The organism is Acinetobacter sp. AM (assembly GCF_003105055.1).
GTDB classification, from domain to species: Bacteria; Pseudomonadota; Gammaproteobacteria; order Pseudomonadales; family Moraxellaceae; genus Acinetobacter; species Acinetobacter tibetensis.
Map to the genome: position 1 here is coordinate 1 of NZ_QETG01000024.1, position 13,038 is coordinate 13,038.

The 13,038-nt window shown below is 41.7% G+C and carries 6 protein-coding genes; 3 read left to right on the forward strand and 3 right to left on the reverse strand.

Going from position 1 to position 13,038, the window contains the following annotated elements:
* Positions 1-267 precede the first annotated feature (267 nt).
* Together DCO44_RS12720 and DCO44_RS12725 are read left to right on the forward strand one after the other, a co-directional pair.
* On the forward strand, positions 268-1,215 hold the full coding sequence (locus DCO44_RS12720) for an OmpA family protein (protein ID WP_116762467.1): 948 nt from the start codon (positions 268-270) through the stop codon (positions 1,213-1,215).
* Between the two features lie 60 nt (positions 1,216-1,275).
* A complete protein-coding gene (locus DCO44_RS12725; protein WP_116762469.1) occupies positions 1,276-7,077 on the forward strand; it encodes a beta strand repeat-containing protein in 5,802 nt (1,933 codons plus the stop codon).
* A gap of 156 nt (positions 7,078-7,233) precedes the next feature.
* Here DCO44_RS12725 and DCO44_RS12730 read toward each other — a convergent pair whose 3' ends face one another.
* From DCO44_RS12730 to DCO44_RS12740, 3 genes are all read right to left on the reverse strand, one after another.
* Positions 7,234-8,517, reverse strand: a complete 1,284-nt coding sequence (locus tag DCO44_RS12730; RefSeq protein WP_116762471.1) for a ribonucleotide-diphosphate reductase subunit beta — start codon at positions 8,515-8,517, stop codon at positions 7,234-7,236.
* Positions 8,518-8,660: 143 nt separating this feature from the next.
* Positions 8,661-8,789, reverse strand: a complete 129-nt coding sequence (locus DCO44_RS16875) for a preprotein translocase subunit YajC (RefSeq protein WP_116762473.1) — start codon at positions 8,787-8,789, stop codon at positions 8,661-8,663.
* A gap of 110 nt (positions 8,790-8,899) precedes the next feature.
* Complete coding sequence (locus DCO44_RS12740) at positions 8,900-11,728, reverse strand: ribonucleoside-diphosphate reductase subunit alpha (protein ID WP_116762475.1); 2,829 nt, start codon at positions 11,726-11,728, stop codon at positions 8,900-8,902.
* A 585-nt stretch (positions 11,729-12,313) separates the two neighbouring features.
* Here DCO44_RS12740 and bfmR point away from each other — a divergent pair.
* Positions 12,314-13,030 carry a response regulator transcription factor BfmR gene (bfmR, locus tag DCO44_RS12745; RefSeq protein ID WP_116762477.1) on the forward strand — a complete coding sequence of 239 codons (717 nt, stop codon included), beginning with the start codon at positions 12,314-12,316 and terminating at the stop codon, positions 13,028-13,030.
* Positions 13,031-13,038 lie beyond the last annotated feature (8 nt).

Consider the following 13,038-nt stretch of genomic DNA (forward strand, 5'->3'; position numbering starts at 1 on the left):
ATTTAAATTTGCAATTTTTAATTTAAAAATAATCAGTGTAAAAATATAAATTATCTATATGAAAAATATGTTAACCAGTTTATAATATTTTTAAAATTATAATTAATTCTATTTGTTTTTTTTTTTTTTTTTATATTTTTTTAAAAAAACAATATAAAAAATTATCACATAAACTCTTAATTTTTTTAAGGGTTTTTGTGGAATAAAAATAAATCCCCTTGGTTTAAGGGGTAGGAAAATGAAATAGAAATAAAAGAGGTGGGTATTATGAGTGTTAAAAGATTAATATTGATGGTTGGGTGTTCATTGTTTTGGGTCGGATGCTCAACTACAAATAAGAATCCACCTTTTGAACATTGGAATCAATTCGGTTCAAAACCTTACTTACAGCCTAAGATTATTAAAGAAGGGCATACGCAAGTTGTATTTATTCGTGATAAAGAAGGATTAAAAGGGCCGGCAGCGAATGTATTTATTGAAGGGTATTATTTAACGTCATTATTACCTGATTCATTTAAAGCAATACAGTTATGTGCACGTCCTACCCGTATTAGTGCAATTTACGCGCAAAGTGCTGTGAACTATACCAATGCACGTCGATTGAATTCTACGCAATCACTTACAGAAGGTTCGACACAATATTTCAGATTAGTTAATGGTAGTAATCAGGCAATACAAGTCCAAGAGCTTACTGAGACACAAGCTCAATCGCTGCTACCAAATTTGAAAGAGGCAATTGGCACAGTCTCTCGTGTAAAAGCGATCGAGGAATGTGCACAGCCAGTTTATGTTCAGGTTCCTGTGAAATCTGAGTTGAAGAAATATACCTTAGAGGCAAGTACGGTTTTTGGTTATGCCAAATCTGGACCTAATGATTTAACACCGAAAGGTCGTGAAGAGATTGCTTCAATTGCAGCAGAAATTACCCGTGATCAAGAGTCGATTAGCCATATTGCAGTGATTGGTTATACAGATCCTGTGGGGTCTGAAAATTCCAATCAACAATTGTCGCAGCGTCGTGCTGAAACCGTGCGTGCAATCTTGGTTCAAAACGGTGTCGTGAAAAAGAATATTTTGGTTGAAGGGCGTGGTGAGCAAGAGCTTGTGGTGAGTGATTGTGAGCAGAAATATGCCAAGGATAAAGCAGCGCGTGAGCAATGTAACTTGCCAAACCGACGGGTAGAAATTGTGACCTATGGAATGAAAGCTGAATAAACGTTGCTCTATATTTATTCAAAATTTTAAAAAACAAGTTATAAGAAAAGGATAAATAAAATGCCAAATCAAACAGTTACTATAAAATTACATGATGCGAAAACCATTATTTCGGCTTTGCAAGTTACTAAAACTCACGATCAGCCTGTGACGATTCAGGCACAAAAGGGCATTAATTACGAGTTGATTGATGATGCAACTCAATTTGCGCCAGAAAATATCAAAATTCAGCGTGTCGGTAATGATCTATATATTGGTTTTGAAGATGATGGTGTTAACGCACTTGATCCTGACCTTATTATTCAAGGTTATTACGGAACGGATGGGACGACAACCAATCTGCTTATTGGGCTGCATGAAAATGGCAGTTATTACGCGTATGTACCTGAAACAGGTGCACAGCAGCATGCAGTCAGTATGCTGGCGGATCAAGTCAGTGTTGGACAAGCTTTGGGTGGTGAGCCTTTAACTTCTGCAGCCTATGAGTTTAACCCGTATTGGTTACTGGCTTTAATTCCTCTGGTTGGTTTGGCGGCGGCTGGAGGAGGTGGAGGCGGAGGTGGCGGGACACCAGCTCCATCTACGGACAAACCCGATGTGGTGGCTTTAAATGGTGGTGTAGTTACAGTTAAACCAGGTTCAAATAATGTAAAACAAGTCATTACCTATACAGATGAATCTAATAACCCAGTGTCCTTAATAGCAACAAAGGGTTCGGATGGTAAATGGAGTCTAGATAAAACGCCAACAGGTGTAAGCATTGATTCATCAACAGGCTTGGTGACTATTGGTATGGATGCCGTGAAAGATGGCAGCACAGTGAATTCTACGGGCACTAACTCTAGCAATAATACGGCTACTGATAGCGATACGGCTAAGATAGACGATAGCACCCCAACTTCAGCCAATCTACCCGATGTCATGGCTTTAGTGACAGGTGCAGTTGCAGTAAAACCTGGTGCAGATAACGTTAAGCAAGTTGTTACTTATATAGATGAATCCAATAATCCAGTGACCTTAACGGCAATAAAAGGAGCTGATGGTAAATGGAGTCTAGATAAAACGCCTGGCAATGTTTTAATTGACCCTGCGACAGGCGTGATTGCGCTTGGTCCAGATGCAGTCAAAGATGGTTCAATCGTTAAGTCCGTGGGTACTGATGCGTATAACAACACTGCGACAGATAGTGATACAGCAAAAGCTGATGAGACAGATACTCAAGGTTCAGATTTAATTGCCGATAAGCCTAATGTATTGGCGCTGGTTGGGGGGGCGGTTACAGTCACCCCTGGTGCAGATAATGTTAAAGAGGTTATTCGCTATACAGATGAATCCAATAATCCTGTGATTCTAACGGCAACTAAGGGTGCAAGTGGAATTTGGAGTTTAGACAGTACACCAACTGGCGTGATTATTAATCCTGTGACAGGTGTTGTTACTATTGGAATGGAGGCTGTAAAAGATGGAAGCACCGTCACTTCAGTGGGTTCAGATCAATTCAACAATACTGCGAGCGACAGTGATACAGCGCATTTAGATGTTACAAGCTATACTGTGACCTTCGATTCGATCACCAACGACACCGGCAGCTCCAACAGTGACTTCATTACCAATGACAACAGCTTACTGTTTAAAGGTACGGTGGATCTGGGGGATAGTAATGCCCTAAGTGTCAGTGTAGGCGGAACCAACTATACCTTAGCAGATTCTGAATTAACGGTAGATGCTTTAGGTAACTGGACGCTGAATCTTACAGGCACACTACTACTTGATGGCATCTATCCAGTTATTGCAACGGTGACTGATAGCGCAGGTAATAGCAAAAGTACCACCAGCCAGAATGTGGTGATTGACACCAAGATCGACACTGATAATGACGGTAAAACCGTGACCTTCGACTCGATCACCAACGACACGGGCAGTTCCAACAGTGACTTCATCACCAATGACAACAGCTTGCTGTTTAAAGGTACGGTGGATCTGGCTGATGGTAACAGCCTCAGTGTGACCGTAGGCGCGACCATCTACAGCACCGCGGATCCACGCTTGACGATTGATCTACTGACAGGCGCGTGGACTCTAGATCTCACGGGTACCAGCTTGGCTGATGGTAGCTATGCGGTGGTGGCAACAGTCACAGATGCGGCAGGTAATAGCCAAAGTACTACCAGCCAGAATGTGGTGATTGATGCAGCCGATGCACCTGATGTCGTGGCTTTACCAGGTGGTGCAGTCACCTCGACCCCAGGAGCGGACAACGTCCAACAGGTGATCAGCTACACCAATGAAAGCGATACCCCTGTGACCCTGACGGCCACCAAAGCCGCGGATGGCACTTGGAGTTTGGCTACAACCCCGACAGGCGTCAGCATAGATCCAAGTACTGGTGTCATCACGCTGGGGATGGATGCAGTCAAAGACGGCAGTGTCGTGAGCGCAGAGGGGACGGACCAATACAACAACAGCGAGACCGACAATGACACGGCATTGGCTGATGACCTGAATCCAAATGCAGCCGATGCACCTGATGTCGTGGCTTTAGATGATGGTTCAGTCACTGTGACTCCAGGTGCAGATAACGTCCATCAAGACATTACTTTTACAGATGAAAATAATAATTCACAAATAGTGACAGTATCACAAGCACCAGATGGTACATGGTATTTTGATGATCCAGCTCCAACGGGTGTAAGTTTAAATACAAGTACTGGCGTGGTTACCATTGGACAAGATGCAGTAAAAGATGGAAGTTTAGTAACAGCTTATGGTTATGATATTACATCTTATTTGGAAATCGATAGTGATACCGCAAAAGGCGATGTTGTGACTGTCTCTGTCTCAGAAGAAGGGTTGACAGGTGCAAATGCTGATGCTGTTGGTAATCCTGAAGATACAACAAATTCAACAATGGTATCAGGAACTTTAAATCTTGGTAATTTAACTAATGTGGCTGTAACTGGTCCATCGGGTATTACTTCTGGTGGGCAGTCAGTGAGTTGGAGTGGTTCGATTACGGCAGGCGTTTATACATTAACAGGAACTGCGGGAGGTAAAGAGGTCGCGGTACTGACACTTTCAACTTTAGGGGCTTACACCTTTACCTTGAAACAACCGATAGACCATTCAATTGCTTCACTTGAAAACATTTTAGGTCTTGGTTTTACCATTGCCTCTACTGATGCTGTTGGAACAACCAATTCAACTTTAGTCATTAATGTTGAAGATGATTTACCAATTGCCGCGCCTAGTAGCATACATAATGTCGATGTCCAACCTGCGGCCATAGAAGGAGATTTAGTTGTAAGTTATGGTGCAGATCATGGTCATGTGCAAAGTATCTCGGTTGATGGTTATACTTTAACCTATTCATCTACAACAGATTCGGTTTCAGCTTCTGGAACTGCGGGTTCAATTACTTATAGCTTTAATGCTACAAATGATGAGTTAACCATCAACAAAGGCACGGGTGAAGTTCTGGTCGTTGATATGTTAACGGGGCATTACAGTTATTCCTCATTAGCGATAACAACAGCAGCTCAAGCACCGATTGTAGGCATTAATAAATCAGCCAGTCTGTTAGGGCTGGTAAATGCAGAGGCCTTAGATTTGATCGGGATTGGTACTAACCAACTTTTAACGGCGGTTGATCCGAATAACGATATTCAATCAGTTGTTGTGAATGCGAATGTTGCTGTTAATCTTGGAGTATTGGCTTACTATAAATTGGACTGGTCAGTAGCTATGGCAACTGAATTTGGTCTAAATGTTGTTGAAGAGAATGATATTACTGGGGTTTTAGTTACTGTTCAGACTTATTCTAAACTGACAATCACATCTTTGGATGGTGGACCAATTGATAACTTTAAGTTGAATGAGTTTTTAGCCACCGTCTATGTTCATCAATATGGTGCATTATCATTAAGTGTTGGACCGACAATTTCTATTTCTGCAACAGATAGTCAACCCGTGACTTCTAGCACTTCTTATACTGATTTGCTTGGTGTAAGTCTATTAACTCCAAATAATGATCCTTCAGGAATTGTCGAAGGCACAAGCAGTATAAATACGCTCAATGGAACCAATGGTGATGATCGTTTATATGGTTATGCCGACAATGATAATTTAACAGGTAACCAAGGGAATGATTTACTTCGCGGTGGGACTGGTAACGATACTTTAAGTGGCGGTGCTGGTAACGACATTTTAATTGGTGGTACAGGAAATGACACACTTACGGGTGGCTCAGGCAATGACACTTTCCTTTGGGAGAAAGGTGATCAGGGGACTGTTGTGGCACCAGCCGTAGACACCATTACTGACTTTTCTAAACAACCTGTTGCGGGTGGAGGGGATATTCTCGACTTACGTGGCTTGTTAGTCGGTGAATTGGCGAAGGGGACAAGTATTGGAAACTTGGCAAATTATTTATACTTTGTCTTTGATGGTACCAATACAATTCTTTATATCAATACCGCGGGTACGCTTTCGGCTGCAACACCTGCAACAACTTCTGATCAGCACATTACATTTACGAATGTAGATTTAGTGGGTAGCTATACCACCCAGCAAGAGATTATTTCGAATTTACTTAAAAATGGAAACCTCTTGGTAGACCAGGAAACCACGAACACGGATTTAAATGGTTCCTCATCTTTTGATGTAGTGATTGTAGATAATGATGGTGATACTGCTTCAACCAATATCACCTTTGACTCAACTTCACCATCTACCTCAACACAACCGAATGTAGCACCGATTGCACAAGCTGCCGATGCAACTTTGCTGGGCTTAATTGGTGTAGATGCGCTTGGCATCATTGACTTGAATCAACAGGCTTTTATTGCGGTCGATGCTAACCAAAATTTACGTTCGGTAGAGGTGGAATTTAATGGTCTACTCACGGTAAATTTAGGCAGCTTAAGTTTCTCTGCTTCTGCTCAATTAGCCGCAGATTTGGGACTCGAAATTCATATTAACAATACATCAGGTGTATTGGGTGTTATAGGTGCAACGTCAACAATAACCATTACAGCTGCAGATGGTGGAAATATTGATAATTTAGCTGTGAATGAATTATTAGCCACGATTCAGCTCAATTCCGATATAAATTTACTCAGTTTGGTTACGGGTTTGAGTGTGAGCGCCTTGGGTAGTTTTAGTGTGACTGCAACCGATAGTTACGGTGCAACAGATTCAGACAGTTTCTCATCGTTACTGAATGCTCAGGTGCTACAGAACTTGTTAGGATCTGGAAGTAATCCTGATATTATTCAAGGAACTTCAGCAAATGATACTTTAAACAATAGTGCATCTGGCACCATTCATGAGCGTCTCTATGGCTTCGATGGTGATGATACGCTAAATGGTAGTTCTGGAAATGACTTACTCCGTGGCGGTGCAGGGAATGACATCTTAAATGGTGGTGATGGTAATGACCTGTTGATTGATGGCAATGGTGCCGATACTTTCACTGGTGGTAATGGTAATGACGTGATTATCATTTCAGGTACAGGCTTTATTTCTATTGATGGTGGTGCGGATACAGATACTTTAACGTTATTGGGTGGCATAGATTTAGATTTAACGACATCGAATAATATTACCAACATTGAACATATCGATTTGGGTAATGGTGCAGAAGGTTCGAAATTAACGTTGACTGCCGCTGATGTTCTGGAAGTTACTGGATCAAATACACTACAAATTTTTGGTGATTCGCATGATCAGGTACAAATGATTGGCGCGATTAAAGGTGCAGAATCTACCATTAATGGTGTAACGATGACGCAATATACGCTCGGTGCAAACACAGTATTTGTAGATAATGATATTGTGAATGGTATGGGGGTGATTGTCCTTTAGTTGATCGGTAAACCGTCTTATTTGATTTGAATCACCTCATGAACCTCTCTGATTTATTAGGGAGGTTTTTTCTTTATTGCGTTTGAATCATTAAAGTTAGAACTATCTAATGTAAAAAATCCCGCCATCAAGGCGGGATTTTTTTAGGATATTTACTTACCAGCTTAACGCACCACCCGTTTGGTAGTCCGTTACGCGAGTTTCAAAGAAATTCTTCTCTTTACGCAAGTCCATCATTTCAGACATCCACTGGAATGGGTTATTCACACCAGCAAATTGTTCAGGTAAGCCTAACTGGCTTAAACGACGGTTACAGATAAACTTCAAATATTCTTCCATCATCGCTGCGTTCATACCCAATACACCGCGTGGCATCGTGTCACGAGCATATTCGATTTCAAGCATGGTACCTTCAAGAATCATTTGAATGATTTCTTCTTGGAATTCAGTTGTCCAAAGGTGTGGGTTTTCAATCTTGATTTGGTTAATCATATCGATACCAAAGTTCAAGTGCATTGATTCATCACGCAAGATGTATTGGAATTGCTCTGCAACACCGTTCATCTTATTACGACGACCCATCGATAAAATTTGGCTAAAACCACAATAGAAGAAGATTCCTTCAAGTACACAGTAGAATGCAATCAAGTTGCGCAGCAAAATTTGATCGTTTTCAGGTGTGCCTGTTTGGAAGGTAGGGTCACTCAATGATTGAGTATACTTTAAGCCCCACGCTGCTTTACGTGCTACAGATGGAACCTCACGGTACATGTTGAAGACTTCGCCTTCGTCCATACCTAAAGATTCGATACAGTATTGATAAGCATGCGTATGAATCGCTTCTTCAAATGCTTGACGTAAAATATACTGACGGCATTCAGGGTTGGTAATGTGACGGTAAATCGCCAACACCAAGTTATTTGCAACCAATGAATCCGCAGTCGAGAAGAAACCTAAAGAACGCATCACAATGGTACGCTCATCTTCAGTTAAGCCATTTTCAGACTTCCAAAGTGCGATGTCTTGGTTCATGTTGACTTCTTGAGGCATCCAGTGGTTTGCACAACCATCTAGATACTTCTGCCAAGCCCATTCATATTTGAATGGTACAAGTTGGTTCAAGTCAGCACGACAGTTAATCATGGCTTTATCGTCAACTTGTACACGTTGCGCACCCATCTCAAGTTCTTCAAGACCAGGGGCAACATCTAAAGTTTCTAGAGCGTTAGATGCTCTTGCCAACGGATCGGCTGGATCTGTTGCTCGCACTGAACGGGTTCCAGCGGATTGTGCAGTTGCCACATGCGACGATGATTGCTCTGCATTAGATACCAACGGCGCAGTAGGCGCTTTTTGCGGTTCGACGGGCGCAGACTTGTGTTCAGGTGCAGCCGGTTTTTGCGAATCATCTTCTAAATCGTCCCAACTTAGGATAGACATATCAATTCTCTCTTCGTTGCTTTATATCTTTTATGAAGACATCTCAACCAAGAAGATGCCCTACTATACGCTCAATTTGTGTAAGCAAAATTAAGTTTTGTCGATAAATGCTCTAATTTTATTCGGTAGAGCAAGTGCCCTCACTACTTATTTTGCTTACGCTGTTGATTGCGAATGGCAACAAATGCGTAGACCATCGGCACGTAAAAGAAAACAAAGGAAAAAACCAAAACCGCGAGTCCTAACAGGTAGTTATGAGTCATATGGAACATGGTCTTTTCCTTTATTTATATTTTAATCTCCCTAAAACCCTCTTTGAAAAGAGGGGCTTTTCTCCCTCCTTTTTAAAAGGAGGGTTGGGGAGGATTTGAAACTGGTCAGATTACTGACAAGCCTCACAATCTGGGTTGTCAATTGAACATGCCATTGGCACTGGAGCTGCTTGACTGAAGTCTTCTTCTTCAGCAACCATGTCAGGTTTAACTTCCTGAGCAACTGCTGCAACAGGCGCTGCTACTGTCGTTGCTTTAACCGCATTCAATGCACCTGTGTTAATAGTAGATTTCTCAGCAGAAGTGGCACCTAATGCGCGGAGGTAATATGTAGTTTTTAAACCACGTAACCATGCCATCTTATAAGTGATGTCAAGTTTCTTACCATTTGCACCAGCAATGTAAAGGTTAAGCGATTGCGCTTGATCAATCCATTTCTGACGACGTGATGCAGCATCCACAATCCAACGTGGTTCAACTTCAAACGCAGTTGCAAAAATTGCTTTAAGCTCTTCTGGAATGCGTGAAATCTTTTGAACTGAACCTTCGAAGTGTTTCAGATCATTGACCATCACAGAGTCCCAAAGACCACGATCTTTCAACGCACGTACAAGGTACGGGTTGATTACTGTGAATTCACCAGAAAGGTTCGATTTCACATATAAGTTTTGGAATGTCGGTTCAATTGATTGCGACACGCCACAAATATTTGAAATGGTTGCAGTCGGTGCAATAGCCATCACGTTTGAGTTACGCATACCGTCTTTTTGAACTTTGGCACGTAAAGTATCCCAGTCCAAACGTTGTGTGCGGTCAACTTCAAACATACGCTCAGGACGCGTTTTAGCCACAAGGTCAAGCGAGTCAATCGGCAGGATACCTTGATCCCAAAGCGAACCTTTAAATGTCTCGTAAGTACCACGTTCAACAGCCAAATCACTTGATGTTGAAATTGCGTAGTAGCTAATCACTTCCATCGATTCATCAGCAAAATCGACTGCAGCATCAGAACCGTACGCCATGCCCATTTCATATAAAGCATCTTGGAAGCCCATGATACCCATACCCACTGGGCGGTGTTTCAAGTTCGAGTTTTTCGCTTGTGGAACTGCGTAGTAGTTAATGTCGATCACGTTATCGAGCATACGAACCGCTGTTTTTACAGTACGTGCAAGTTTCTCACGGTCTAGTACACCACCTTGAACGTGTTGTACAAGGTTAATCGAACCTAAGTTACATACTGCAATTTCATCTTTGCTTGTGTTCAGCGTAATTTCTGTACACAAGTTAGAAGAGTGAACTACACCGACGTGTTGTTGTGGTGAACGTAAGTTACATACGTCTTTGAATGTGATCCACGGGTGACCTGTTTCAAACAACATCGACAGCATTTTGCGCCACAAATCTTTTGCACGAATTTTCTTGTGCAACATATTTGTTTCTTTCGCAATCGCTTCATAGTGTGCATAACGCTCAGAGAATTCTGCACCCATCAAGTCGTGTAGGTCTGGAGTTTCAGATGGCGTGAACAGTGTCCATTCAGCATCTTCAAACACACGTTGCATAAACAAGTCAGGAACCCAGTTTGCTGTGTTCATGTCATGGGTACGGCGACGGTCATCACCGGTGTTTTTACGTAGCTCTAGGAATTCTTCGATGTCCAAGTGCCAAGTTTCAAGGTATGCACATACGGCACCTTTACGCTTACCGCCTTGGTTAACCGCAACAGCAGTATCGTTCGCCACTTTAAGGAATGGAACAACACCTTGTGACTTACCATTTGTACCTTTGATGTATGAGTTCAAGGCACGAACAGGTGTCCAGTCATTGCCTAAACCGCCTGCCCATTTAGACAACATTGCGTTATCACGCATCGCGCCATAAATGTCATACAGGTCATCATCAATTGTGGTTAAGTAGCAGCTTGATAACTGTGGACGTAGCGTACCTGAGTTAAATAACGTCGGAGTAGACGCCATGTAATCGAAGCTCGACAATAAGTTATAGAACTCGATTGCACGTTCTTCACGGTTTTCTTCGTTAAGTGCAAGACCCATCGAAACACGCATGAAGAATAATTGTGGTAATTCGAAACGTACGCCATCTGAGTGGATGAAATAACGATCAAATAAAGTTTGTAGACCTAAGTACGTGAATTGATTTGAGCGTTCTGGTTGAATCGCCGCTGCCAATTTTGCAAGGTCAAAGTTAAGAAGTTCTGGTGAAAGTAGCTCTAGCTCAATACCTTTTTTAAGGAAAGTTTCTAAAGCATCGCCTTCAACCGTGTTTTCAGACAAACCAAGGAAGGTTAAACCTGTTGCAACCAATTCATCACGAAGTAGGCGAGCGGTCACGTAGGTATAGTTCGGTTCTTGTTCAATACGGGTACGTGTCGCCATCATCATCGTAGTCGAGATGTCTGACTCTTTTACACCGTTGTAAAGGTTTTTAATGGTTTCATCGATAATTGCTTGCGCATCAATGCCTTCTAAACCTTCAGCCGCCTTATTAACTTTGGCTTGGAGCGCGCTCAAGTCTAATGGCTTAAGTTGGCCGTCTTGTGCAGTGATTTGCAAGGTCGGATGATGGTGTGCACCTGTTTGCTGACGAGCAGATGTACGTTGTTCACGGTAAATCACATAGGCACGCGCAACTTTCTGTTCACCAGTACGCATTAGTGCCAATTCCACTTGATCTTGGATTTCTTCAATATGGATTGTACCGCCAGAAGGTAAACGACGGTTAAAGGTGTTCATCACCATTTCAGTTAATTGTGAAATGCGGTCATGAATACGGCTAGAGTCAGCGCTTTGTTGTCCTTCTACCGCTAAAAAGGCTTTACCAATTGCGACAGAAATTTTTTCGGCATCAAAAGCAGCAACATCACCAGTTCGTTTAATCACCTGAAGTTGCCCAGGGGTGGATGTGATTACGCTCATGTCAGCATAGCTCCATTGTCATCTATTGTTATGTTTATGGACCATTTGAACTGGGCAAAAAGTGTGCCACAGTGTTTGAGGAATAAACACAAGACTTAGTGGTTTAAAATTGAATTGAACACAAGATACGGGAAAATTGAGGGTAGATCAATATTGACATTTTACTAAAAATTTTTCTGATTTTTGCCAAAAAAAAATAGCTCAAATTTCCGAGTTTTTTATGCTTATGGTTTAAGCCTTATTAGACAAGGGCATAGCATAGCAAAGCTCTATTTATCTGCTTATAGATAACCTTGTGGATAAGTGAAAAAGAATAAAACTGATCAGACAGTTTATGATCAATTGTCTGATTTGATTAATAATTGATCGCTTGCGGTAAGGTATGTTGAATTGAGCCAAAAAAGGCAAACTGAAAAAGCCAATTAATTCAACGATTAAAAAATATTACAAAAAGCTACTTAGATGTATCAGTTTCGTGAATAGCATCTTGTTTACAATGTAAACGTGTGTATATTGCAAAATTATATTACGTCGTATCTGTAGGATTTTTAAAAGATACGCTTCATCCTATTGAAGGGGCAGTTTATGAGCCAAGAAGAAAAGTTACCGAAAATTTTAATTGTAGAAGATGATGAGCGTCTTGCGCGTTTAACTCAAGAATACTTAATCCGTAATGGATTGGAAGTTGGGGTAGAGCCAGATGGTAATCGTGCCATTCGTCGTATTATTGCCGAGCAACCCGATTTAGTTGTTCTGGATGTGATGTTACCCGGTGCTGATGGTTTAACCATTTGTCGTGAAGTACGCCCACATTATCATCAACCAATTTTAATGCTTACCGCTCGTACTGAAGATATGGATCAGGTACTTGGCTTGGAAATGGGTGCGGATGATTACGTCGCTAAACCCGTTCAACCACGTGTTTTGCTTGCGCGTATTCGTGCATTATTGCGTCGTACAGATAAAGCACCTGAAGATGAAGTGGCACAACGCATCGAATTTGATGATTTGGTGATTGATAACGGTGGTCGTTCTGTGACTTTACATGGTGAGTTAGTCGATTTTACCAGCGCAGAATATGACTTGCTTTGGTTGTTGGCTTCTAATGCTGGTCGTATTTTGTCACGCGAAGATATTTTTGAGCGTCTACGTGGTATTGAGTACGATGGTCAAGACCGTTCAATTGACGTGCGTATTTCGCGTATTCGTCCAAAAATTGGCGATGATCCAGAAAACCCGAAACGAATTAAGACTGTGCGTAGTAAAGGCTATCTTTTTGTTAAAGAAACCAACGGAATGTAATTTACACC

Excerpts from the sequence above, each read along its gene's own strand:
- DCO44_RS12720 (WP_116762467.1), top strand. The coding sequence starts at position 268 with ATGAGTGTTAAAAGATTAATATTGATGGTTGGGTGTTCATTGTTTTGG.
- DCO44_RS12725 (WP_116762469.1), top strand. The coding sequence starts at position 1,276 with ATGCCAAATCAAACAGTTACTATAAAATTACATGATGCGAAAACCATT.
- DCO44_RS12740 (WP_116762475.1), bottom strand. The coding sequence starts at position 11,728 with ATGAGCGTAATCACATCCACCCCTGGGCAACTTCAGGTGATTAAACGA.
- bfmR (WP_116762477.1), top strand. The coding sequence starts at position 12,314 with ATGAGCCAAGAAGAAAAGTTACCGAAAATTTTAATTGTAGAAGATGAT.
- DCO44_RS12730 (WP_116762471.1), bottom strand. The coding sequence starts at position 8,517 with ATGTCTATCCTAAGTTGGGACGATTTAGAAGATGATTCGCAAAAACCG.
- DCO44_RS16875 (WP_116762473.1), bottom strand. The coding sequence starts at position 8,789 with ATGTTCCATATGACTCATAACTACCTGTTAGGACTCGCGGTTTTGGTT.